Origin of the sequence: Salegentibacter sp. BDJ18 (genome assembly GCF_017579965.1) — a bacterium.
In the GTDB taxonomy this organism is placed as follows: Bacteria; Bacteroidota; Bacteroidia; order Flavobacteriales; family Flavobacteriaceae; genus Salegentibacter.
Window position 1 is genome coordinate 388,861 of record NZ_JAFLQX010000002.1, and the last position, 23,390, is coordinate 412,250.

Genomic DNA, 23,390 nt, shown 5'->3' on the forward strand with positions numbered 1-23,390 from the left:
AGGGGGAAAAGCTAAGAAAACGAAGTATTTACCCATAATTGATCTATGGAATAATAAAGCCCCATTATAGTAAAACTTCAGAAGAAAAAATTATCTCAAATCTTCCTGCGGATCCCAAAAGTGCTTTTTAAAATCCTGAACTTTATTGTCTTTTACCGTAACCCCTTCAGAAGTTAGCATTTGCTGCATCGCGCTATGATCTCCAAAATGACTTTTGCCGGTAAGGAGTCCGTTTCTATTAACCACCCGGTGCGCAGGCACATCGTCAAGATCTTTAGCCGAATTCATTGCATAACCAACCATTCTTGCACTTTTTGCGGCACCTACGCTTTTTGCGATAGCCCCGTAAGAAGTCACTTTCCCTTTTGGAATTTGTCTCACTACTTTATAAACCCTTTCAAAAAAGTTCTTTTCTTCCAAACCTAAGAGTAATAAATTCTTAAAAGTGTTACAATTACCAAAATAAGCATTAGGGCGGTCATAAAATAATTGGAGTATTTTGAAAATGCTTCAGCTTGTTTTTCAATTCTAATAAAGGAGAGTACGTAAACATATAGTGTAGTAAAACTTCCCATAGATGCAGCCAGAATAAAGGCTATAATTCGGGACCAATCGTAAGTGGCACCAACGCCAATATGCAGGGCTCCTGCAATAGCTACAAAATAAGGAACGGGAAAAATATTTAGGGCCGCCACAAGCATTCCTTTAAAAATACTGTTGGAATTTGCTTTGCGGGATTTATGTTCTATGCCGCCACGTTTCTTTGCCTGAATAAAAAAGTAAACAGCAAGCAGAATAAATATTACCAGGCCGGCACGTAATAAAATATTCTGAACAAATTCATTTCCGAATATATATTTAGCGAGTAGCACGGCCACCGTTGCCTGAATAATCACCACAATTGTGGCACCCAACGCAACATAAAGCCCATTTTTCTTTCCTTTTTCAACACAGGTTTTAGCCACGGTCATATTCACCAAACCGGGAGGAATCACCCCAAGCAAGGCCGCGAAATAAGTAATTAGAAAAAGTTTTGTTTCCTCCAAAGAGACTTATTTTATCCTAAACTGAATGTAAGTTATAGGTTTTCCCTGGTCAAGATACTGTTTTTCGTAGAAAGTTTGAATTTCCCTAACTGCTTTGGGCGAATATTCATTTTTATAAATATCGTGATGCGCATAAAGAATTTCGTGACCTTCGCCGTGAAGCAAACCAAGCGTGTAACCGTGCATAAATTCGCTGTCGGTTTTAAGATTCACCAGGCCTTCAGGTTTTAAAATATGCTTATACTTCTGAAGGAATTCAGCATTGGTTAAGCGGTGCTTGGTACGCTTATATTTAATTTGAGGATCGGGAAAAGTGATCCAAATCTCATCTACTTCATTTTCGGCGAAAACGCGATCTATCAATTCAATTTGAGTTCTTAAAAAAGCTACGTTTTCCAGATTTTCTTCTATAGCAGTTTTTGCTCCTCTCCAAAACCTGGCGCCTTTTATATCTATTCCTATAAAATTCTTTGTAGCATCCTGCTTAGAAAGGCCAATGGTATATTCTCCTTTTCCGCAGCCTAATTCCAGTACTATAGGGTTATCATTTTTAAAAAAATCTTTATTCCAATTTCCTTTTAAACTGAATTGATCTTTCTCCAGCTCTTCCCGGGAGGGTTGTATCACATTTTCAAATGTTTCGTTCTCCCTGAATCGTCTTAATTTATTCTTACTTCCCACGCCTTAATTTAATATTTTGGTAAAATTAAAGAAAATAGCGCACAGGCACTTAATATTATATTTGATATATGCAGAAGAAAAGAATTTTAGTGGCTGTTTTAAACTGGGGGCTTGGCCATGCTACACGTTCTATTCCAATTATCAATGAATTACTGAATCATAATTTTGAAGTTTTTATCGCCTCAGATGGAGGGGCGTTACAGTTATTACATAAAGAATTCCCAGATATTAAATGCCTGGAACTTCCCTCCTATAATATTTCCTATAGCAAATCTGCGAGTTCTTTTAAATGGAAATTATTTACTGAAACTCCAGGTATTCTAAATGCGATAAGACTTGAAAAAAAAGCGATTAAAAAATTTATTGATGAATATAATTTAAACGGAATAATCTCTGATAACCGATTTGGATGCCGGCATAAAAAAATCACTTCTGTTTTTATCACACACCAGTTAAATGTGCTAAGCGGAAATACTACTTATTTAAGCAGTAAAATACATCAAAAATATATTTCGAAATTTGATGAATGCTGGATTCCCGATACCCCCGGCAATAATAATTTAAGCGGAATAATGGGCCATTTAAAAGAAATGCCCGAAAATGTAAAATACATTGGTCCACTGAGCCGGTTTAATAAATTACCAGGACAAAAAAAATATGACTTCGCTGTAGTTTTATCTGGTCCAGAACCTCAGCGAACAATGTTGGAAGAAAAATTACTTGTGACCTTTCAAAATTCAGACGAAAAAATTGTTTTTGTAAGAGGAATAATAGGCGGGGAAAGTATTACTTCTTTAAACAAAAGTCTGGAAATTATAAACTATCTAACTTCTAAAGAACTGGAAGAAGTAATTCTAAGTAGTGAAATTATTATATGCAGGTCTGGTTATACCAGTATAATGGATTTAGCTAAACTGGAAAAAAAAGCATTTTTTATTCCCACTCCCGGCCAGTACGAACAGGAATATTTAGCTGAACGTTTTATGAAGTTAGGAATAGCTCCTTTTTGCAAACAGGAGGATTTTGACATTTCAAAACTTGAGGATTTAAGAGATTTTTCAGGCTTTAGCAACCTAAAGTTCAGTGGTAATTTCGGGGATATTTTTGCTCTTTTCCAGGGTAAATGAAAATTCACTACCTACTCCAAATACACTTTCTACATATATTTTTTCATCGTGCGCTTCAATAATATGCTTTACTATAGAAAGTCCTAAGCCAGAGCCGCCTTCCTTCCTGGAGCCGCTTTTATCTACACGATAAAAACGTTCAAAAACACGCGGTAGATTTTCTTTTTCTATTCCTTCACCATTATCGGTTACACGAACAATCACCTTGTTTTTAATTAGATTTTCTATGCTAACTTCAGTAGTACCATCTTCCTTTCCGTATTTAATAGAATTCACGATTAAATTGGTTAATACCTGCTGAATTCTATCCCTATCGGCATTTACCCAAATAGGTTCGTCGTAATCAATATCAAAAGTTAGGGTGATGTTCTTTTTGGCAGCCTTCATTTCTAAAAGATCAAACGAGCCCTGCACAAGTTCTACAATATTAAAATCTTCCTCTTCTAAATGTAGATCCCCGGCCTCCAGTTTGGTGATCATATCTAAATCCCGCACTATATAAATAAGGCGTTCTACACCTTTACTGGCGCGCTGCAGGTATTTTTTTCGCACCGCTTTATCTTTCATTGCGCCATCAAGTAGCGTAAGAATATATCCCTGAACGGTAAAAAGTGGTGTTTTAAGCTCGTGCGAAACATTCCCCATAAATTCTTTTCTATAGGCTTCACGCACTTTAAGGGTATCTATCTCCAGCTTTTTGTCTTTGGTGAATTTTTCAACTTCACGGGTAAGGGTAGCCATATCTGTAGTAACCTGGCTGGGATTTAAAGTAGTAGAATCTAAAAGCGAAACATTATCATAGATCTTCTTAATTCGCTTGTAAATAAAGTGCTCTACCCTGTATTGAATAATAAAAAAGGAAGCGAAATAGGTAATAAGGACAAAAGCGAAAAATGGTTTCAATATAAGACCGGAAGTAAAATGAGCAAAACCTGCCAATACCACGCTTAAGAAGACGGTGATATAGAGCGCAGTCTTTATTGCAAACTTATATGAACGTTTAAATTTTTTTGCCATTAAACAACAAACTTGTAGCCTACACCTTTTACAGTTTTAAAACATTCGTCTCCAATTTTTTCCCGCAGTTTTCTAATATGTACATCTATGGTACGCCCACCAACTACAACCTCTGCGCCCCAAACATTATCTAGAATATCTTCTCTTTTAAAAACTTTTCCAGGTTTTGAAGCCAGTAATGAGAGTAATTCAAATTCCTTTCTGGGTAAAATTATTTCCTCTCCGTTTTTAATCACCTTATACTCATCGCGATTAATAATAAGGTCTTTAATTTTCACCACATTAGAAGTTGCCGTATCATCTTTAAATCTTCTTAATAAAGCTTTTACTTTACTTACCAAAACTTTCGGTTTAATAGGTTTGGTAATATAATCATCTGCACCCGCATCAAAACCGGCCATTTGAGAATAATCTTCACCACGCGCGGTAAGGAAAGCTATAATAGTTTCTTCCAGTTCCGGCAGCTTTCTAATTTGTGCACAAGCTTCAATCCCATCCATTTCGGGCATCATTACATCTAAGATAATAAGCTGGGGTTTCTTCTTTTTTGCAAGCTTTACAGCATCGGCACCATTATCTGTGGTGATTACCTGATATCCTTCAGCAGAAAGGTTATACCCTACGATTTCCAGGATATCTGGTTCATCGTCTACCAGTAAGATTTTAATGTCTTTCTTTTTCATTTTGGTTTAGTTGATTTGGTATAATGTGAGGTAAAAGTAACCATAAATTTGAACTTACGTAAGCTCTACCCCTTTGGTAACCTTAAGCTAACATTATAATCATAAACACATAATTTCAGCTTAACAGAGGCTTTACAATGCTGCCGTTAATTTGCGCCAGAGAACTAAACACAGTAATGAAGAAGTATTTATCTATCCTGAGCTTACTTATTTCAAGTATAGCCATGCAAGCGCAAAATGATACAACCGGTAGTATTGCCGGAAAATTATCTGACAATGAAGTGGAGGGACAACCTCTGCCTTTTGCGAATGTAATTATTAAAGAAACAAATAAAGGAACCACTTCAGATTTTGACGGGCTATACTCCCTAAAAAATATTGAACCCGGAACCTACACGGTAGAATTTAGTTTTATAGGTTACGAAACTTTGCAAATTCCAAATGTTGAAGTTGCCGCAGGAAAAGTTACCGAAGTAAACACTGGCCTTGGAGCAAGTGCTGCAGCTTTAGACGAAGTTGTAATTTCTACCGTATCAAGACAGGATTCTGAAGTAGCTTTACTTCTGGAACAAAAAAGTGCGATACAAATAAAGGAAAGTATTGGCGCCCAGGAACTAGCAAAAATAGGCGTTTCTGATGCCGGTACCGCTACCACTAAAATTTCCGGAGTTACCAGCAGTGAAGCTTCCGGAGATATTTTTGTGAGAGGATTAGGCGATCGTTACCTATATACTACCTTAAACGGTTTACCAATTCCATCTGACGATGTAGAACGCAAGAATATAGATTTAGGTCTTTTCCCAACTCGGGTTATTAAGAGTGTGGGAATAAGCAAGACTTATTCACCTTCTTATTCTGCAGACCAGGCTTCAGGAAATATCGATATTGAATCCAGAGAGTTGGTAGGCAGCGAAGAATTTGACCTGGGAATAAGAGTTGGCGTAAACACCAATGCAGTAGGACAATTTTCAAATTTTAAAGTAAGCCCTAATCAAGACAATGCTTATTTCGGTTTTCATCAGCAAAATATTCCTATTGAATATACTCTTTATAACCAAAGCTGGGATCCACAAACTGCTGATGCCCCTATTAACAGAAGGTATGCTTTAACAGCTGGAAAAAAATTCGGTGAAAAACTAAAAGTCCTTTTAACGGCTTCACAATCTCGCAAATTTGAGTATCGTGAGGGTGAATTTACCGAATACCGAAACAACAACCGCTACGATTATTTTACCGATGTAGAGAATTTCACTCAAACCGATAATACTACCGGGATGTTAGACGTGCTCTACGAGTTTAACGATGATCACGAAATAAAAGCAACCAGTCTTTTTATCAATAAACTTACTGATGAAGTTTATGAAAGCGGTAGAAATGGTGAAGGTGTTGTCTTTGAAGAAACCGGACCTGCCGAAGGTCTTAACCAGTTTGTACGGGACCAGAATATTAAACAAACTCGTTTATGGATAAACCAGTTACACGGTACACACAATATTTCAGATAAAAATGAATTGAATTGGGGCTTGGGTTACAACCTTGTTAATGCCGATGAACCTAACCGTATAAGAAATGAAGTGAACTACGATGGTGAAGATTTTATTCAATTAGGAAGAATGGGCGGCTACCAGCAAAGAAAGTCTTCTCAAAAAATTGAGGATAACGAAATCAATGCTTATGTTGAAGACAAGATCATTTTCGCTAATTCCGAAGAAAATGAAGAGGACACCAAAAACATCTTCGTAGACTTTGGCGGAAGTTACCGAAATAAACAAAGAGATTTTGTTTCTCGCTTCTTTGGAGTTATAGAGCGCCCAACGAACACTTATAACCCAACTTCTTTAGACAATTTATCCAGCGTTTTTACCATAGATAATTTTAGAAGCGGAAACTTGCAAATTAACGAGCTTACACCCGATTTTTATAATGCAGAATTACAATCTTACGGTGGTTTTGTAAACTTTAATTATGGGAAAGATAATTGGAATGTTAACCTTGGAGCACGTTTCCAGGAAGACGAACTTAATGTAGATTTTGACGTTAATAACTACCCTGCGAACCTTCCACAGTTCTCCAATCAATCATACAACAATATTTACCCGAGTGTAAATGTAAAATTCTCTCCAAACGAGAATTCAAACTTTAGGTTCTCGGCAAGTAAAACTATTACACTCCCTGAATTTAAAGAAATTGCTCCTTTTGAGTATGTTTCTCAAACAGGACAGGTTACCAGAGGTAATCCAGATCTTGATGCTTCAAACAACCTGAATTTCGATTTAAAATATGAACTATTTCCATCTTCGGGTCAGTTAATTTCCCTAACCGGATTCTATAAGAATATTGAAGATCCTATAAATAAAGTTCAGGATAGAGGTGCGGCAGGTGTTTTCTCTTATTTCAATGCTGGGGAAGAAGCAAATATCTACGGATTAGAACTTGAAACTAGACTTGATGTAATTGACAATGAAACTCCGGAAGGTTTAAACCTGGAAGTAGCATTTAACGCTTCAAGAATGTGGCACAAACAGGATCTAAAAGAAGTATTTGATGGTGAAACCTTCATTAGAACTTTTAGATATAACAATAAAAGCGAGATCGGTTTACAGGGAGCTTCAGATTGGATCTTTAACGGTTCGATAAATGTTTCTACAGAGTCTGAAAATCCATTTAGAGCTTCTTTAGTAGGAAATTACGCTTCAGATAAAATATATGCGCTTGGCGCTCCAGAAGCCCAGAACCAGGGTGATGTTTTTTACAACGACGAAATTGTAGAAAAGGGTTTTGTAACCCTGGATCTTATAGTAAGCAAAAATTTAGGCGATCATTGGGATTTCCAGTTCCGTGGTCAAAACCTTTTAAATCCTGAAATAGAAAGAGTACAGGATATTAGACCAAGTTCTACCGGCATTGAAACCACTCAAACGGTAAGATCTTATACTAGAGGCGCAGTCTTGAGCCTTGGAGTAAACTATTCATTTTAACCACTTAATAACCATTCAATCATAAATATTAACCATTCAATTTTATTAAAACCTAAATTATGAAAATGTTTAAAAGCAGATTTTTACCAACTTTAGCCCTGGCACTAGGTGTGTCAATCACGAGCTGTAGCTCTGATGATGAATTTGAAAAGCTGGACGACGACAATCCAACCCCAACCCCTGAAGGAACCGTTCTTAACGGTAGTGTTGAGGAAGATCGCACCTTAGATGGAAGCGAAACCTACAATCTTACAGGTGTTTATTCGGTAGAACCGGGAGTTACCTTAACCATCCCTGCAGGAACCGAGATTATTGCAGATACCGATGAAGATGCTACAGGTGTTTACATCGTAGTTCAAAAAGGGGGAATGATAGATATCCAGGGAACATCTTCTGCCCCGGTAATTATGAGATCTTCTAACAGCCAGCGAGGCAGCTGGGGGGGACTTGTAATTGCAGGTGATGCTGAAACTACCGCTGGTGTTGATGCGACTGCAGAAGTAGGTGGAATTATCTACGGTGGAAGCAATCCTGAAGATAATTCTGGTTCTATAGAGTATCTTGTACTTTCTGATGCAGGTGCACAAATCAACTCAGAATCACAATACAACGGGCTTTCCCTTTATGCAGTTGGCTCTGAAACAACTATTGAAAACATTGCGATCTTAAACGGTTCTGATGACGGAGTTGAATTCTTTGGAGGTTCTGTTTCAGCTACAAATCTTTATTTAGAAAATAACGAAGATGATGCTGTAGACTGGACAGAAGGTTGGAACGGTACAGTTACCAATACTTATGTACTGCACAGTATCGAAAACTTCTCTACTGCAATTGAAGCTGATGGTGTGGATGGAAATCCAACTATCGAGAACTTTACCGCAGTTTCTTCTACCGGTGGAGTTGCTTTACAATTTAAAGCGCAATCTGGCGCAACTATTAATGGCCTTTCCCTTTCAGGATATGATACCGCTTTGGATATCGCTGAAGAAAGCAGAACAGATCTTTCTGGAATTCAATTAAACGGTGCTACCGCAGAGTTGGATATGGATTATTCTGAAGCTCAAACCGTAGATCCTTCTATGTTTGACTGGGTTGATAATCGTGGGAATGTATCTGTACTTCCAGGTACTATTGATACAGATCTTGCTTTAGACGCAAATTCAGAATATATAATTAACGGTGTGGTTTCTGTTGAGGAAGGTGCTACTTTAACAATTCCTGCAGGAACTAAAATTACTGCAAGAAGTGATAATAACACAGAGGGAACTAGCATTTATATTGTGGTTCAAAAAGGAGCGATGATAGATATTGAAGGAACTGAAGATAACCCAGTTGTAATGTCTTCTACCTCTGGTGTTGCAGGAAGCTGGGGCGGACTTGTAATTGCAGGTAATGCCGAAACTACTGCCGGAATTGATGCTACTGCAGAAGTAGGTGGAATTATCTATGGAGGGAATAATCCTGAAGATAATTCGGGATCAATAGAATACCTTATACTATCTGATGCTGGAGCTCAAATTAATTCAGAATCACAATACAACGGCCTTTCACTTTATGCAGTTGGATCTGAAACAAACATTCAAAATATTGCGATCTTAAACGGTTCTGATGATGGCGTTGAATTTTTTGGAGGTTCTGTATCAGCTACCAATCTTTATTTAGAAAATAATGAAGATGATGCCGTAGATTGGACAGAAGGCTGGAATGGCGCAGTAACCAATACTTACGTTTACCATACTATTGAAAATTTTTCTACTGCAATTGAAGCTGACGGAGTAAATGGAAATCCTACCATTGAAAATTTCACAGCAGTTTCAGAAACCGGAGGAATTGCATTGCAATTTAAAGCACAATCTGGAGCTACCATAACAGGTCTTTCTCTTACAGGTTATGACACTGCAATTGATATTGCCGAGGAGGGAAGAACAGATCTTTCTGGAATCCAAATTGAAGGAAATAATGCTACCCTGGAAGATACCTACGAAACTGAAGCTACCGTAGATCTAGAGATGTTTAGTTGGGTAGAATAGTGCATTTTCATTATTGAAGAAATTATTTATTAGCCAAAACAAAAGGTTGTCCTAACAGACAGCCTTTTTTAATATAATATTAAGATCAAATACACAATAAATCTGGCATCGTTTTTGAAATTTTATTGTAGTTTTGTATAAACCTCGATATTAAAGAATGAAGCAATACTACTTCTATAGTTTCATATTAGCTATTTTCCTCACATTCTCTGCACCAAATGCAGCGTATGCGCAGGATACTACCAGCTCGGGGAATAAAACCGAAATTCCTATAGAAGGTTTATCTATATACCCTAACCCGGTTACTAACGGGAAAGTTTATATTAGTACTTCCCAAAATAAAGAAAAGGAAATCCAGATTTACAATGTTTTGGGTAAACCTGTACAACGCATCAAATTAAGAGGAAAAGAACTTGACGTTTCTTCACTTAGTGCAGGAATTTATATTCTAAAAATCAAGGAAGAAGAAGCCTCTGCCACAAGAAAATTGGTGGTGCGATAATTCAAACTTCAGGCATTTCCTAGAATTCTTAACTTCGCCTCTCTAAATTTAACCACGAGAATGTTATCTGAAAGAATTTTTAATATTTCTAATCAGAAAGATTTTAATGAAATTGCTCTTGAAGTATTTTCTTATCAATTTCAGCATAATAAGGTTTACCGGGTGTTTTGCGAGTTATTAAATCGGAATCCCAAAAATGTTGAAACCATTGAACAGATCCCTTTTTTACCCATAGAATTTTTCAAAAAGAAAAAGGTAGTTTCTGGTTTAGCTTCAGAAGAAATAATTTTCATCAGTAGCGGAACTACGGGTTTAACCACCAGTAAACATTACGTAACCAATTTAAAGGTTTACGAGAAAAGTTTTTTAAAAGCTTTTGAACTTTTCTACGGGAAACCCGAAGAAATGGTAGTTTTAGCGCTTTTACCTTCTTATTTAGAACGCCGGGGCTCTTCGTTAATCTATATGGCCGATAGCCTTATAAAACGCAGCAAACATCCTGAAAGCGGATTTTACCTGGACGAACTTGAGAACCTTCAAAAGAAACTTTCAGCACTAGACAAAAGCGGAAAAAAAATTCTTCTTCTGGGCGTATCTTTTGCACTACTCAATTTAGTTGAAAATTACGATTTCAACCTAAAGAACACTACTATTATGGAAACCGGTGGGATGAAAGGACGGCGTAAAGAAATGATTAGGGAAGAACTGCACCAAATTCTTTCTCAAGGTTTTGGAGTAGAAAAGATTCATAGTGAATACGGAATGACCGAGTTACTTTCGCAAGCTTATTCAAAAGGAGACGGAATTTTTGATACTCCACCCTGGATGAAAATCTTTATTCGTGATACCGAAGATGCGCTAAGCTACCTTCCAGCGCATAAAACAGGCGGAATCAACGTAATTGACCTGGCTAATTTTAACTCTTGTTCATTTATTGCTACCCAGGATTTAGGCAGAAAAATCCAGAAAGATCAAACTGAAATTCTTGGAAGATTTGATAATAGTGATATTCGGGGATGTAACCTTCTAATTCTATAAGCTTTCTGCTATCAACATTAGCCAATAAAAAATTAAATATCAGGACTTTATAGTTAAAGTTTATTAAAGCATGTAAATTTTAAGCAGTTCTCTCGTCTTATTAAATGTAAGATGAATTATGATTAAAATAAGTCTTACAGGCTAAGTGAAATTTTTTCATATTAGATTGGTTAGTTAGTTGCAAGCCCCATAAACGTCCTGTTTGTGGGGCTTTGTATTTTATTAAACCAACCAGCAGCTTAAATAGCCCTAATAATATAGGTATTCTTCTTTCCTTTGTTAATAATTACATATTTATCATTAATAAGATCTTGAGGAGTGATGGTATAATCTTCCTTTACTTTCTCCTTATTTACAGAAACTGAATTTTCTTTAAGCGCCCTTCTGGCTTCACCATTGGATTGCAGAAAATTAGTCTTTGCCGATAAAGCCGCGATCATGTCCAGGCCTTCTTCTATTTCAGTTTTAGCTACTTCAGCTTGTGGTACGCCTTCAAATACATCTAAAAATGTAGCTTCATTCAAAGATTTTAAATCGGCTGCGGTACTTTTTCCAAAGAGGACTTCAGAAGCTTTTACCGCGTTCTCAAAGTCTTCTCGAGAATGGACCATTACCGTAATTTCTTCGGCTAAAGTTTTTTGAAGCACACGCTTATGAGGCGCTTCTTTATGCTCGTCAACAATTTTATCTATTTCGGCCTTACTTAACAATGTAAAGATCTTGATATATTTTTCAGCATCAACATCACTGGTGTTTAACCAATATTGGTAGAATTTATAAGGAGAAGTACGATTTGGATCTAACCAAACATTTCCGCCTTCGGTTTTCCCAAATTTAGTCCCATCGGCCTTTGTAATTAGTGGGCAGGTTAAAGCGTAGCCTTTTCCATTTCCAATACGGCGAATCATCTCGGTACCGGTCGTGATATTTCCCCACTGGTCGCTACCGCCCATTTGCAGCGTACAATCTTTTTCCCTGAATAAATGCAGAAAATCGTAACCCTGAACCAACTGGTAAGTAAATTCGGTAAAAGACATTCCCTCGGCAGCATCAGAAGATAAGCGCTTTTTAACCGAATCTTTGGCCATCATATAGTTTACCGTAATATGCTTCCCCACATCGCGAATAAATTCCAGAAAACTGAAATTTTTCATCCAGTCGTAATTATTTACCATTTCGGCAGCATTTTCCTCTTCTTTTCCAAATTCAAGAAATTTAGAAAGCTGGTTTTTTATAGCCTGCTGGTTGTGCCGTAAGGTTTTTTCGTCAAGCAAATTTCGTTCTGCAGATTTCCCTGATGGATCACCAATCATTCCTGTAGCACCACCCACTAAAGCAAAAGGTTTATGCCCGCAAAGCTGAAAATGCCTAAGCATCATCACGCTCACAAGATGGCCTATATGCAGGGAATCGGCCGTTGGGTCAATTCCAACATAAGCAGCGCGCATTCCTTCTTTTAGATGGTCTTCGGTTCCAGGCATGACATCATGCACCATACCTCTCCAGGTAAGTTCTTCTACAAAGTTCTTATTCATAATTCAAATAATTTTGCTCAAAATAATAGTAAATAAGCTCGGAGCAAGTCCCCGAACCCGTTTTACGAAATAATATTTAGATTTTCTTGAAAATTTTGGAGATTTAAATCTCAACTATCGAGTAAAGATACCATAAACTCTTATTTTTCCTAAGTGGTTTTGGTATATTTACCACATGATTTTAGTTACAGGCGGCACCGGACTTGTAGGTTCACATTTATTGCTGAATTTATTAAAAGCCGGAAAAAAAGTTAGGGCCCTTTACCGAAAAAATAGCGACCTCGCAGCGGTTGAGCACGTTTTCAACTATTATACTTCTACTGAAGAAGCCAACAGCTTATTCCAACAAATTGAATGGTTTGAAGCAGATATCACCAACGTACCTCAACTAAATAAAGCTTTTGAAAATATAAAATACGTTTACCACTGTGCTGCGCTTGTTTCCTTTGATCCCGCAGACGCTAAAAAGCTGCGGAAAATAAATATTGAGGGCACAGCCAATATTGTAAACCTGTGTGTGGCCTTTAAAATTGAAAAACTTTGTTATGTAAGTAGTGTTGCGGCCCTGGGTAGAAGTTTAAACGAGAAAGAGATTACCGAGCGTGTTATGTGGAACCCCGAAGAAGACCATAGCGATTACGCAATTTCTAAATACGGTGCCGAAATTGAAACCTGGAGAGGCTCGCAAGAAGGCGTACCAACGGTAATAGTAAAACCCGGAATTATTATAGGACCAGGCTTTTGGAAAGAAGGTACGGGTCAAATTTTTTCTAAAATTGATAAGGGAATGAACTATCACTTCCCTAAAATAGCCGGTTTTGTTGGGGTAAAAGATGTAGTAAATGTGATGCAACAGCTAATGGAAGCTGAAATAAAAAATGAAGCTTATATCCTGGTTTCTGAAAATATAAGTTTTAATTCTGTTTTTGAGCAAACTGCAATTGAATTGAATAAAACTGCACCTAAAAAAGCGCTTAAAAAATGGATGCTTTGGATAGGTTGGTTTTTTCAGAAAATTGGTGGCTTTTTTGGCGCAAAAAGACAAATTACCAAAAACACGGTAAGAACCCTTTTCCAACATTCAAAATATTCAAACAAAAAAATTAAAGAAAGCCTGGGTTTTGAATTTACCCCAATAAAAAATGTAATTGCTGAAACTGCTAAATTCTACGAACAGGACAAATCTTAGTCTCGAGATCTTGGTTGAGGCAAACTGTCTAAAACTCTACTGCTAAGCGAATCTTTTTCTTTAGCTAAGGAATCAGGAATTTCTTCAATTTCCTTATCAGGGTTTAAAGAATCTTTTTCTACTCCCAGTGAATCACGTCTTACTTTTGCAATAGAATCTTTAATTCGTTGTTCTTGCTTTTGCAGTGTATCTAGCTCAATTTTTAATTTTTCAAAACGATTCTTTACACTATCGTAGATGCGCTGATAAATTTCAAAGTTATCGGCATAATAATCGTTGCTACGCTTAAACTGAACGCTATCTATATCGTATTTCTCGAAGATATATTCCTGGCCTCTAATCCCGGTATTTTCGAACATACGCTTATTAAAATTCCTGGCCGATTGCATTATGGAAACTTCGACAATTATATCTATCATTTTATCTTCAGGAATAAGATTTTCTGGCCTTTCAGATTCATCAATATTCTGGCAGGCAGCAAATGCTGCAACTATAAAAAACAGGAAGAAGATTTTTTTGCACATATTATCGGTCAAACTGCAAACGCTCTGCCACATTCGCAAAAGGCTGATGTTTAAAATTCTTATACACCAAATTACCGTTCACAAAAGTGTGTGTAACCCTAGATTTAAAGGTTACCCCCTCAAAAGGAGACCAGCCACATTTATACTGAATATTATCTGGCTGTACAGCCCACGGCGCGTTTAGATCTACCAGCACCAAATCGGCTTTGTAACCCTCTCTAATAAATCCGCGATCTTTTATCTCAAACAAAATAGCCGGATTATGACACATTTTTTCTACAATCTTTTCTAAAGAAATTTTCTCCTGATGGTAGAACTGCAACATTGCAGCAAGCGAATGTTGTACCAACGGGCCACCACTTGGTGCCTTGGTATATACATTTTTCTTTTCTTCTTTAGTATGCGGAGCATGGTCTGTAGCTACCACATCCAAAAGATCATCGTTTAAAGCTTTCATTAAAGCTTCCTGATCCTTTTTAGTTTTAACCGCAGGATTCCATTTAATCAAAGTTCCTTTTTTCTTATAGTCAGAATCATTGAACCAAAGATGATGTATACAAACCTCAGCCGTAATTTTTTTGTCTTTAAGTTTCTTTTTATTGCTGAATAAACTCAATTCTTTTGCTGTAGAAACGTGAAAAACGTGTAATCTCGCGCCGGTTTTTTTGGCCAAAGCTACCGCTCTGGATGAAGACTTATAACAAGCTTCTTCGCTCCTAATTTGTGGATGCAACTCAATTGGAATATCATCGCCAAAGCGCTCTACACATTCCTGTAAGTTTTTCTGAATAGTTTCTTCGTCTTCACAATGCACAGCGATTAACAATGGAGATTTTGAGAAAATTTGCTCTAAAGTTTTTTCGTCGTCTACCAGCATATTTCCTGTAGAAGAACCTAAAAACAGTTTTAAAGCTGCTGTGGTTTTAGGATCTACTTTTAGAATTTCTTCCAGGTTATCGTTAGTACCACCAAACATAAAAGAGTAATTGGCATAAGATTTTGCTGCAGCCAATTCAAACTTCTTTTCTAATTCTTCTATGGTGGTAGTTTGCGGAAGCGTATTGGGCATTTCTATAAATGAAGTAATTCCACCAGCCACAGCCGCACGAGATCCCATTTCTATGTTATCTTTATGGGTAAGCCCCGGCTCCCTAAAATGCACCTGATCGTCTATTACACCAGGCAACAAATGGGTTCCTTCGGCATCAAAGATTTGTACATCTGGGGATTTGGCGCTAATGCTTTCGGCAATTTCTACAATTATTCCACCTTCAATAAAAACATCGGCTTCTTTAATTTTACCCTCGTTTACAATCTTCGCGTTCTTGATTAAGACTTTCTTCATTTCAATTTAATCTGCTTAAAAAGACTTTTAATCTTCATTATTATTACCCCAAAAATGGCTTCAGAAATTATAGAGCCACTCATTTTTGAAGTTCCTCGTGTTCTATCTGTAAAGATTACAGGAACTTCTTCTAAATTATATTTTAGCAAATATGCTTTAAACTTCATTTCTATCTGGAAGGCATAGCCAACAAATTGTATGCTATCCAAATCTATCGTCTCCAGCACTTTTCTTTTATAACAAACAAAACCGGCTGTGGTATCGTGAATATCCATTCCGGTAATAAATCTTACATATTTAGATGCCAGCCAGGATAATAAAACCCTGCTCATAGGCCAGTTAATTACATTAACCCCGGTTTTATATCGAGAACCTATGGCAACATCGGCATTATTCCTTTTGCAGGTATTGTATAATCTTATAAGATCGTTAGGATTATGAGAAAAATCGGCATCCATCTCAAAAACATACTCGTAATCCCTTTGCAGCGCCCATTTAAAACCGTGAATGTAAGCCGTTCCCAAACCTAATTTCCCTACTCTTTCTTCAAGAAAAAGACTATCATGAAATTCGGCTTGCAGGGTTCTTACCAGGGTTGCAGTGCCATCGGGAGAATTATCATCTACCACCAAAATATGAAATTGTGTAGGTTGAGAAAACACGTTTCTAACCAGTCGCTCAATGTTTTCAATTTCATTAAAGGTGGGTATAATGACTATCCCCTTTACCATCTTACCAATTTTTGCACAAATGTATGCATTTTAAATCTTCGTTTCCCGGCATCACCTTCAAGTTTTAACCTCAAAATAATTATACATTTGCAAAAAAAGTTTTAATCCTGGAAGCCATAGAAAGACATATTGTTTCACTAGACTGGATCACCCTCACGCTAATGGGTGCGTTTCTATTACTGGCTATTGTAAGAACAGCATATCCACAACGTTTTGAGGATTTTCTTTCACTGCTTTCCTCTAACAAATTTATGATGTTTAGAGGAAAGAAGAACAAAGCTTTTCATCCTTTTAACATTTTGCTTTTCTTTGTTCACCTCATCTCTTTTTCCCTGCTTTTTTACCTGTTTTTCAGTTTCTTTTGGAAGGATACCACTTTAAACCCGGCTTTTGTTTTTATACGTATTGCTACTGCTTATGGTAGTTTTGTACTATTAAAATTTGGGCTGGAAAAAATAGTGGGCAACGTTTTTAATTTAGACCCGCAAATAGATTCTTATCTCTATCAAAAAATAAGTTACCGCAATTTTATAGGACTTATATTATTAATTCCTAGCTTAATATTCGTCTATACCTTTACTCCTACCGCTTTTGCCCTATATACTTTATTGGGTATTTTAGTCCTAAGCAATATTTTTAGCCTGTTATTAATCTACCGGGAAAATCAAAATCTTATTACTGGCAATTGGTTTTATTTTATTTTGTACCTTTGCGCTCTCGAAATTGCCCCCTATATTATTTTGTACAAGCTAATTACAATTTAAACAAAGGACCAAATAAAAGTATTGATATATGAAAGTGAAAACAATTTTAGTTTCCCAGCCCGAACCTAAAGTAGAGAACTCTCCTTATTTTGAGCTTGAGGAAAAACAAAAAGTAAAAATTGATTTCATCCCTTTTATTCACGTAGAAGGTGTTTCTTCTAAGGAAGTACGCCAGCAAAAAGTAGATCTTACTAAATATTCTGCAATTATTCTTACCAGCCGTAATGCTGTAGATCATTTTTTTAGAATCGCCGAAGAATTGCGTTTTAAGGTGCCAGACACCCTGAAATACTTTTGTTTAAGTGAAGCTGTAGCTTACTATTTGCAAAAATATGTAGTTTACCGCAAGCGGAAGATTTATGTTGGAAAAAGAACTTTTGCCGATCTTTCCCCGCTTATTAAGAAATACAAGAACGAAAAGTTTTTACTTCCATCTTCAGATATGCTGAAGCCAGATGTTCCAAAAACGCTAAACAAGCTGGGCGTAGAATGGAAACAAGCTACGTTTTACAAAACCGTGGTAAGTGACCTTTCTAACCTACGCGATGTAACTTATGATATCCTGGTATTTTTTAGCCCAAGCGGAATCAAATCTTTATTTGAAAATTTCCCAGACTTTGAGCAGAAAGAAACAAAAATTGCAGTATTTGGAAATACAACCATAAAGGCCGCAAAAGAACACGGGTTAACCGTTAATATAAAAGCGCCAACGCCAGATACCCCATCTATGACCATGGCGTTGCAAAAATATATTGCAGAAGCAAATAAGAAATAACCTATAGAAGAATTTTAAACCTCACTCTAGTGAGTTAAGATTACCTTCCATTTATATTTTTTAAATAAAAAATCCGGTGCATTTTACACCGGATTTTTTTTGAATCAATTAACTAATTAAAAATAATGCTAGGATGAAGTTGGCCCGCCGGCCATAATTTCATCATTAGCATATGCTTCAAACTTTTCAAAGTTCTTTTTAAAGGAATTTGCCAGTTCCCCTGCTTTTTTATCATAAGCTGCAGTATCTTTCCAGGTGTTTCTAGGATTTAAAACTTTTGCAGGCACGTTAGGACAACTTAATGGCATCTGTAACCCGAACATATTATGCGTACTAAATTCCGCATCTTTTAATTCGCCATTTAGCGCAGCGCTAATCATAGCCCGGGTATATTTTAATTTCATTCGGTTTCCGGTACCATATGGTCCGCCGGTCCATCCAGTATTAATTAACCAAACATTTACTCCGGCTTCTTTCATTTTAGCGCTTAACATTTCGGCATATTTTGTAGGGTGCAAAGGCATAAAAGGCGCACCAAAACAAGCTGAAAAACTTGGTACAGGTTCATCTATTCCAGCTTCGGTACCCGCAACTTTTGCCGTATAACCACTTATAAAATGATAAGCTGCCTGGCCTGGTGTAAGTTTACTTATTGGAGGCAAAACCCCAAAAGCATCGGCGGTTAAAAAGAATATATTCTTGGGATTTTCACCTACCGATGGCGCCTGAATGTTATCTATATGATGAATAGGATAACTAACCCGTGTATTTTGAGTTATGCTAGTATCAGAAAAATCTACATTCCCGTCGTCGTCCAGAATTACATTTTCCAAAATAGCTCCCGGCTTGATCGCTCGGTAAATATCCGGTTCATTTTCTTCGGTAAGGTTTATCACCTTAGCGTAACAGCCCCCTTCAAAATTAAAAATTGTATTTTCTTTGGTCCAACCGTGTTCATCGTCGCCAATTAGTTTTCTATCAGGATCTGCAGATAAAGTGGTTTTTCCCGTTCCCGATAGTCCAAAAAATATGGCGGTATCACCATCTTCACCAACATTAGCAGAGCAATGCATTGGAAGCGTATTTTTATCTACCGGAAGTATAAAATTTAAGGCTGAAAATATTCCTTTTTTAATTTCCCCGGTGTAGCCGGTTCCACCAATTAAAGCAATTTTTTTGCTGAAATTAAGAATAGCAAAATTCTCCTGGCGCGTGCCATCTACTTCCGGATTTGCCTTAAAACCGGGAGCGTTAAGAATAAGCCATTCTTCCTTAAAGTTTTCGAGTTCCTTTTCTTCCGGCCTTAAAAACATATTATAGGCAAACATATTAGACCAGGGAAACTCATTTACCACCCTAATATTTAAGCGGTATTTTTCTTCGGCGCAGGCATAGGCATCGCGAGCGTAAATTTCCTTATCAGAAAGGTAATTGGCAACCTTATCATAAAGTTTGTCGAATTTGGCAGCATCAAAAGGAATATTGATATCTCCCCACCAAACTTTGTCGCGGGTAATTTCATCTTTTACAATAAAACGATCTTTTGGCGATCTCCCGGTATAAGCTCCCGTGTTAATAGCCAGGGCGCCCGAATTTGTTTCGGTACCAAGACCATGTTCTAAAGTATCGTAATGAAGTTCTTCAGGAGATAACTGGTAGTGTACCGTTGCATTTCTGATCCCGTAGTTTTCTAACGAAATCGTTTTCGTAGTTTGGGTGTGTGCAAGCATAAATTTAAAGTGTGTGGTTTGTTATGGGTACAAAATTATAAATCTTATACACATAAACTGCTAAACTTTCTTAAATTATTTAGACTTAAATTTTATGAATTCCACCAGTAAAAAAATCCACGCGGCTATTAATAGCGTACCTCCCAGCGGGGTCACTAATGCAATTGCCGTAAAATCTATAGTTGTTAAATTATTGGTGGCGAGTAAATATATAGACCCAGAAAAGCAAATTACGCCAAATAGGAGCAGATAAAAGATTGGTTTTTGAAAACGAAATGAGGGCATTTTAAAACCTCCAATAAAAAGAAGTAACAAACCATGATACATTTGATATTTAACCCCGGTTTCAAAAGATTCCCTTGCGGCGATATCTAATAATGGTTTTAAACCATGTGCACCAAAAGCACCAATTATTACTGCTAAAAGTCCAAAAATCGCCCCGGTTATTAAAAATTTCCTATTCATTTAGGTTATTTTTTATGAGTTAAAGATTTAATACATTCGTAAACCACTACACAAAACTAATTTATTTTATGAACAACATTTTAATAATCGGGGCAGGAAAATCTACTTCTGTCCTAATCGACCATCTTTTGTCCAAAGCCGGGACAGAAGATCTCTTTTTAAGAATTGGAGATATTGATCTTGAGAATGCTAAAAAAGCCTGCAAGAATAAAAAGCATTGCGAAGCTTTTCATTTAGATGTTTTTAATGCTGAAAGCAGGGAAAACGCGGTGAAAAGTGCCGATATCGTGATTTCCATGCTTCCGGCGAGATTTCATATAGAAGTTGCCAAAGCTTGCGTAAAGTTAAAAAAGAATATGGTGACCGCCTCTTACATAAGCAAAGAAATGAAAGCTTTAGATGAAGAAGTAAAACAAAACGGACTCATATTTATGAATGAAATTGGGGTAGATCCCGGTATTGATCATATGAGTGCAATGCAGGTTATAGACCGTATTCGTGATAAAGGCGGAAAAATACTTTTATTTGAATCTTTTACAGGCGGCCTTGTAGCTCCTGAAAGCGACACCAATCTCTGGAATTATAAATTTACCTGGAACCCAAGAAATGTAGTGGTTGCCGGGCAGGGCGGCGTGGCCGAGTTTATACAGGAAGGAAAATATAAATACATTCCTTATCACCGTTTATTTAGAAGAACCGAGTTTCTTCACATTGAGGGTTACGGCAAATTTGAAGGTTATGCCAATAGAAATTCGCTAGACTATATGAGCATTTACGGCCTGGAAGATGTACTTACACTTTACCGCGGTACCATTAGGCGGGTTGGCTTCAGCCGTGCGTGGAATATGTTTGTGCAACTTGGTATGACTGACGATAGTTTTAAAATGAAAGATTCAGAAAATATGAGCTATCGTGATTTTGTGAATTCCTTTCTGCCTTATTCTCCTACAGATACTGTAGAACTTAAACTTCGGCATAATTTAAAAATAGATCAGGACGATCTTATGTGGGAAAAACTGTTAGACCTGGACTTATTCAATAAAGACAAAAAAATTGGAATTAAAGAAGCTACTCCTGCACAAGCCCTACAGAAGATCTTAATGGATAAATGGAGCCTGGCCCCAGACGATAAGGATATGATTGTAATGTACCATAAATTTGGTTACGAATTAAAAGGCGAGAAAAAACAGATAGATTCAACTATAGTGCACATTGGGAAAGACCAAACTGAAACTGCAATGGCAAAAACCGTGGGGCTTCCTGTAGCCATAGCTACTTTAAAAATCTTAAAGGGCGAAATAACCACACCCGGAGTTCAGCTTCCTATTAAAAAAGAAGTTTATGAACCCATTCTAAAAGAATTAGAGAAACACGATATTGTTTTTAAAGAAAAAGAGACCGAATATTTGGGTTATAACCCTTTTGGAGAAGTAGGAAATTAAATTTTTGAATTCAATTTGCTACTTTAGCTCTTTAACCAATAAACCTCCCAAATGAAAGTTGTAAACGAGACTGTTGTTATAGATGGTATAGATAAAACCATCCTGAATTTCTTAATGGAAGATGCCAAAAAATCTATCTTAGAAATCGCCAGGAATATCGGAATTACCGGTGCAGCAGTTCACCAGCGTTTACGCAAATTGGAAAAAGCAGGTTTAATTGAAGGCTCTAAACTTATGATAAACCCCCGCAAGTTGGGCTATAAAACTATGGCCTTTGTAGGGGTTTACTTAGATAAAGCAGTTAGTAACCCGCAGGCTGTAAAGCAACTAAGCCAAATTCCTGAAGTAATTGAATGCCATTACACCACCGGGAACTGGTCTATTTTTATCAAAATATTATGTAGAGATAACGAGCATTTAATGAATGTACTCAACAAAGATATTCAGGCTATAGAAGGGGTTTCAAGAACCGAAACCTTTATTTCGTTAAATCAACAAATAAAAAGGCAAATCAAAATTTAATATTCTTTGGATTTATTCTAAATAAGAATTAATTTTGGCTGCAGTATGAAAGTATTACACCAGTCTCAATTCTTTACTTCTTATCAATGTGATAAGCAGCGATGCTTTTTTATTGAATTTCCGCATAAAACCATTCAGCTTGGTTTTTGCCAGTTTTTAGCGTTTAGACAACAAGTTAAAGAAATTGACTTGGATTCTCATTTTAATGGGCAAAACCCGCACGGGTTAGAAATGCTTATGCTATGCAATAGGCAACACTTCTTTGTTTTTAATACTTTAGAATGTATAGATCTTAAAGAATTTATTACCGGTTCTTTTGCTATGCTTGAACTTAATTCCCTGCTTACCACTTCAGTTTAATCTATTTCACTTTAGACTATTTCTAAATTCTATTCCTAATTAGGTTCTTACCGCCTATTTGGCTAATTTTATAGAAAATGACTAATAAACCGGCACAATTCTGGTCGCAAAAAATGGTTAAGTACAAATCTGGTTAAGTAAGCCTTTACCAGCCATTTATAGCATTAAAAATATAAAGAAAATGAAAGATTTAGTAAGACAAAATTTAAGCATCCATGTAGATATCATGGATCTTTTAAATAAACAAATTGAAAAAGAAGCACATTCGTCATCAGCTTATTTAGCTATGGCTTCCTGGTGCGATCACAATGCCCTTTCTTATAGCGCCGATTTCTTTTACGAACAAGCTGCAGAAGAAAGAGAACATATGATGAAAATCTTTAGATTTATTAACGATAATGGTGGTACCGCGTATTCTCCGGAAGTTAGTGGTGTAAATCACGATTTTAAATCTTTGGAAGAAATCTTTGAAACGGCTTTAGACCAGGAAATTGCTATTACCAAAGCAATTCATAATATTGTAGGTAAATGCCGAAAATTAAACGATTATACTACCGAGTATTTTCTACAGTGGTTTATAGCAGAGCAAATGGAAGAAGAGCAAACAATGCGCCGTGCGCTAGAGTTATTTGATCATATGGGCACCGAAGGCCTGGGTCTTAAATTATTAGATGAGCGCATCCCGCAAATTAGAGACAAACGTACCGAATAGATTTTTATAAGAAAATACGCATCATCCTGAATTTATTTCAGGATCATTAAGTTAAAAAACCCGCTTCAAGGACTATCTCATAAACTGTGTAAATAGAAAAATAACAGGGGTCGCGACCCCTGTTATTTTTTTGTCTAATTTTAAATTTTACACAGTATGAAAAAAGAGGATTTATTTAACGATGAATTTTTGAA

23 protein-coding genes are annotated in these 23,390 nt (G+C 36.7%); 12 read left to right on the forward strand and 11 right to left on the reverse strand.

The features are described from left to right. Positions 1–90 precede the first annotated feature (90 nt). The 3 genes from J0871_RS02380 to trmB are packed head-to-tail and all read right to left on the reverse strand — an operon-like array spanning position 91 to position 1,727. Positions 91–420 (reverse strand): MGMT family protein, encoded by a 330-nt coding sequence (locus tag J0871_RS02380; protein ID WP_208223117.1) that lies wholly within the window; start codon positions 418–420, stop codon positions 91–93. A 2-nt stretch (positions 421–422) separates the two neighbouring features. Further along, on the reverse strand, positions 423–1,046 hold the full coding sequence (locus J0871_RS02385; protein ID WP_079735149.1) for a LysE family transporter: 624 nt from the start codon (positions 1,044–1,046) through the stop codon (positions 423–425). 6 nt (positions 1,047–1,052) lie between these two features. Next, positions 1,053–1,727, reverse strand: a complete 675-nt coding sequence (trmB, locus tag J0871_RS02390; protein WP_208223119.1) for a tRNA (guanosine(46)-N7)-methyltransferase TrmB — start codon at positions 1,725–1,727, stop codon at positions 1,053–1,055. Positions 1,728–1,795: 68 nt separating this feature from the next. On the opposite strand from trmB, the gene J0871_RS02395 reads away from it, so the two are divergent. Beyond that, positions 1,796–2,854, forward strand: coding sequence for a glycosyltransferase (locus J0871_RS02395; protein ID WP_208223121.1), 1,059 nt, complete (start codon positions 1,796–1,798; stop codon positions 2,852–2,854). Here the strand turns inward: J0871_RS02395 and J0871_RS02400 are convergent. Beyond that, entirely contained in the window at positions 2,801–3,871 is a 1,071-nt protein-coding gene (locus tag J0871_RS02400) for an ATP-binding protein (RefSeq protein ID WP_208223123.1), read from the reverse strand. The two genes, J0871_RS02395 and J0871_RS02400, sit on opposite strands and share 54 nt — an antisense overlap. Beyond that, a complete protein-coding gene (locus J0871_RS02405) occupies positions 3,871–4,554 on the reverse strand; it encodes a response regulator transcription factor (protein ID WP_208223125.1) in 684 nt (227 codons plus the stop codon). Before J0871_RS02405 ends, J0871_RS02400 begins: the two co-directional genes overlap by 1 nt. 176 nt (positions 4,555–4,730) lie before the next feature. Between J0871_RS02405 and J0871_RS02410 the strand changes: the two genes are divergently transcribed. The 4 genes from J0871_RS02410 to J0871_RS02425 all read left to right on the forward strand — a co-directional run bounded on the left by J0871_RS02410 (position 4,731) and on the right by J0871_RS02425 (position 11,102). Further along, positions 4,731–7,532, forward strand: coding sequence for a TonB-dependent receptor (locus J0871_RS02410; RefSeq protein WP_208223127.1), 2,802 nt, complete (start codon positions 4,731–4,733; stop codon positions 7,530–7,532). A gap of 65 nt (positions 7,533–7,597) precedes the next feature. Next, on the forward strand, positions 7,598–9,562 hold the full coding sequence (locus J0871_RS02415) for a hypothetical protein (RefSeq protein ID WP_346014323.1): 1,965 nt from the start codon (positions 7,598–7,600) through the stop codon (positions 9,560–9,562). Positions 9,563–9,719: 157 nt separating this feature from the next. Further along, positions 9,720–10,064 (forward strand): T9SS type A sorting domain-containing protein, encoded by a 345-nt coding sequence (locus J0871_RS02420; RefSeq protein WP_208223131.1) that lies wholly within the window; start codon positions 9,720–9,722, stop codon positions 10,062–10,064. Positions 10,065–10,124: 60 nt separating this feature from the next. Beyond that, entirely contained in the window at positions 10,125–11,102 is a 978-nt protein-coding gene (locus tag J0871_RS02425; protein ID WP_208223133.1) for an acyl transferase, read from the forward strand. A gap of 239 nt (positions 11,103–11,341) precedes the next feature. Here the strand turns inward: J0871_RS02425 and tyrS are convergent, their stop codons facing one another. Beyond that, positions 11,342–12,637: a tyrosine--tRNA ligase gene (gene tyrS, locus J0871_RS02430; protein WP_208223135.1), complete on the reverse strand. Its 1,296-nt coding sequence runs from the start codon at positions 12,635–12,637 to the stop codon at positions 11,342–11,344. A 175-nt stretch (positions 12,638–12,812) separates the two neighbouring features. On the opposite strand from tyrS, the gene J0871_RS02435 reads away from it, so the two are divergent. Continuing rightward, complete coding sequence (locus J0871_RS02435) at positions 12,813–13,826, forward strand: NAD-dependent epimerase/dehydratase family protein (protein ID WP_208223137.1); 1,014 nt, start codon at positions 12,813–12,815, stop codon at positions 13,824–13,826. Here J0871_RS02435 and J0871_RS02440 read toward each other — a convergent pair. From J0871_RS02440 to J0871_RS02450, 3 genes are read right to left on the reverse strand one after another with little or no spacing between them, the layout of a single operon-like run. Further along, positions 13,823–14,350 carry a DUF4296 domain-containing protein gene (locus J0871_RS02440; RefSeq protein WP_208223139.1) on the reverse strand — a complete coding sequence of 176 codons (528 nt, stop codon included), beginning with the start codon at positions 14,348–14,350 and terminating at the stop codon, positions 13,823–13,825. The genes J0871_RS02435 and J0871_RS02440 overlap by 4 nt on opposite strands. A gap of 1 nt (position 14,351) precedes the next feature. Beyond that, complete coding sequence (locus J0871_RS02445; protein ID WP_208223141.1) at positions 14,352–15,695, reverse strand: dihydroorotase; 1,344 nt, start codon at positions 15,693–15,695, stop codon at positions 14,352–14,354. Next, on the reverse strand, positions 15,692–16,426 hold the full coding sequence (locus J0871_RS02450; protein WP_208223143.1) for a polyprenol monophosphomannose synthase: 735 nt from the start codon (positions 16,424–16,426) through the stop codon (positions 15,692–15,694). Before J0871_RS02450 ends, J0871_RS02445 begins: the two co-directional genes overlap by 4 nt. 146 nt (positions 16,427–16,572) lie before the next feature. Between J0871_RS02450 and J0871_RS02455 the strand changes: the two genes are divergently transcribed. Together J0871_RS02455 and J0871_RS02460 are read left to right on the forward strand one after the other, a co-directional pair. Continuing rightward, the gene (locus tag J0871_RS02455) at positions 16,573–17,190 is read left to right on the forward strand and encodes a DUF4271 domain-containing protein (RefSeq protein ID WP_346014324.1); all 618 of its coding nucleotides are present in this window, start codon (positions 16,573–16,575) and stop codon (positions 17,188–17,190) included. A 28-nt stretch (positions 17,191–17,218) separates the two neighbouring features. Then, entirely contained in the window at positions 17,219–17,965 is a 747-nt protein-coding gene (locus tag J0871_RS02460) for a uroporphyrinogen-III synthase (RefSeq protein WP_075325108.1), read from the forward strand. Positions 17,966–18,093: 128 nt separating this feature from the next. Here the strand turns inward: J0871_RS02460 and pckA are convergent, their stop codons facing one another. Both pckA and J0871_RS02470 read right to left on the reverse strand, forming a co-directional pair. Next, on the reverse strand, positions 18,094–19,695 hold the full coding sequence (pckA, locus tag J0871_RS02465; RefSeq protein ID WP_208223147.1) for a phosphoenolpyruvate carboxykinase (ATP): 1,602 nt from the start codon (positions 19,693–19,695) through the stop codon (positions 18,094–18,096). Between the two features lie 75 nt (positions 19,696–19,770). Further along, the gene (locus J0871_RS02470; protein ID WP_075325110.1) at positions 19,771–20,160 is read right to left on the reverse strand and encodes a DUF423 domain-containing protein; all 390 of its coding nucleotides are present in this window, start codon (positions 20,158–20,160) and stop codon (positions 19,771–19,773) included. 68 nt (positions 20,161–20,228) lie between these two features. Here J0871_RS02470 and J0871_RS02475 point away from each other — a divergent pair, with 68 nt between their 5' ends. The 4 genes from J0871_RS02475 (at position 20,229) to J0871_RS02490 (ending at position 23,196) form a co-directional block, all read left to right on the forward strand. Beyond that, on the forward strand, positions 20,229–21,602 hold the full coding sequence (locus J0871_RS02475) for a saccharopine dehydrogenase family protein (RefSeq protein WP_208223149.1): 1,374 nt from the start codon (positions 20,229–20,231) through the stop codon (positions 21,600–21,602). Positions 21,603–21,653: 51 nt separating this feature from the next. Next, positions 21,654–22,124: an Lrp/AsnC ligand binding domain-containing protein gene (locus J0871_RS02480; protein WP_208223151.1), complete on the forward strand. Its 471-nt coding sequence runs from the start codon at positions 21,654–21,656 to the stop codon at positions 22,122–22,124. A 45-nt stretch (positions 22,125–22,169) separates the two neighbouring features. Then, positions 22,170–22,484 carry a hypothetical protein gene (locus J0871_RS02485; protein WP_079735169.1) on the forward strand — a complete coding sequence of 105 codons (315 nt, stop codon included), beginning with the start codon at positions 22,170–22,172 and terminating at the stop codon, positions 22,482–22,484. Positions 22,485–22,665: 181 nt separating this feature from the next. Next, on the forward strand, positions 22,666–23,196 hold the full coding sequence (locus J0871_RS02490; RefSeq protein ID WP_208223153.1) for a ferritin: 531 nt from the start codon (positions 22,666–22,668) through the stop codon (positions 23,194–23,196). Positions 23,197–23,390: the final 194 nt, after the last annotated feature.

What these genes read in the sequence shown, in the direction of transcription:
- J0871_RS02395 (WP_208223121.1), top strand. Translation starts at nt 1,796, where the DNA reads ATGCAGAAGAAAAGAATTTTAGTGGCTGTTTTAAACTGGGGGCTTGGC.
- J0871_RS02400 (WP_208223123.1), bottom strand. Translation starts at nt 3,871, where the DNA reads ATGGCAAAAAAATTTAAACGTTCATATAAGTTTGCAATAAAGACTGCG.
- J0871_RS02405 (WP_208223125.1), bottom strand. Translation starts at nt 4,554, where the DNA reads ATGAAAAAGAAAGACATTAAAATCTTACTGGTAGACGATGAACCAGAT.
- J0871_RS02410 (WP_208223127.1), top strand. Translation starts at nt 4,731, where the DNA reads ATGAAGAAGTATTTATCTATCCTGAGCTTACTTATTTCAAGTATAGCC.
- J0871_RS02415 (WP_346014323.1), top strand. Translation starts at nt 7,598, where the DNA reads ATGTTTAAAAGCAGATTTTTACCAACTTTAGCCCTGGCACTAGGTGTG.
- J0871_RS02420 (WP_208223131.1), top strand. Translation starts at nt 9,720, where the DNA reads ATGAAGCAATACTACTTCTATAGTTTCATATTAGCTATTTTCCTCACA.
- J0871_RS02425 (WP_208223133.1), top strand. Translation starts at nt 10,125, where the DNA reads ATGTTATCTGAAAGAATTTTTAATATTTCTAATCAGAAAGATTTTAAT.
- tyrS (WP_208223135.1), bottom strand. Translation starts at nt 12,637, where the DNA reads ATGAATAAGAACTTTGTAGAAGAACTTACCTGGAGAGGTATGGTGCAT.
- J0871_RS02435 (WP_208223137.1), top strand. Translation starts at nt 12,813, where the DNA reads ATGATTTTAGTTACAGGCGGCACCGGACTTGTAGGTTCACATTTATTG.
- J0871_RS02440 (WP_208223139.1), bottom strand. Translation starts at nt 14,350, where the DNA reads ATGTGCAAAAAAATCTTCTTCCTGTTTTTTATAGTTGCAGCATTTGCT.
- J0871_RS02445 (WP_208223141.1), bottom strand. Translation starts at nt 15,695, where the DNA reads ATGAAGAAAGTCTTAATCAAGAACGCGAAGATTGTAAACGAGGGTAAA.
- J0871_RS02450 (WP_208223143.1), bottom strand. Translation starts at nt 16,426, where the DNA reads ATGGTAAAGGGGATAGTCATTATACCCACCTTTAATGAAATTGAAAAC.
- J0871_RS02460 (WP_075325108.1), top strand. Translation starts at nt 17,219, where the DNA reads ATGAAAGTGAAAACAATTTTAGTTTCCCAGCCCGAACCTAAAGTAGAG.
- pckA (WP_208223147.1), bottom strand. Translation starts at nt 19,695, where the DNA reads ATGCTTGCACACACCCAAACTACGAAAACGATTTCGTTAGAAAACTAC.
- J0871_RS02470 (WP_075325110.1), bottom strand. Translation starts at nt 20,160, where the DNA reads ATGAATAGGAAATTTTTAATAACCGGGGCGATTTTTGGACTTTTAGCA.
- J0871_RS02475 (WP_208223149.1), top strand. Translation starts at nt 20,229, where the DNA reads ATGAACAACATTTTAATAATCGGGGCAGGAAAATCTACTTCTGTCCTA.
- J0871_RS02480 (WP_208223151.1), top strand. Translation starts at nt 21,654, where the DNA reads ATGAAAGTTGTAAACGAGACTGTTGTTATAGATGGTATAGATAAAACC.
- J0871_RS02485 (WP_079735169.1), top strand. Translation starts at nt 22,170, where the DNA reads ATGAAAGTATTACACCAGTCTCAATTCTTTACTTCTTATCAATGTGAT.
- J0871_RS02490 (WP_208223153.1), top strand. Translation starts at nt 22,666, where the DNA reads ATGAAAGATTTAGTAAGACAAAATTTAAGCATCCATGTAGATATCATG.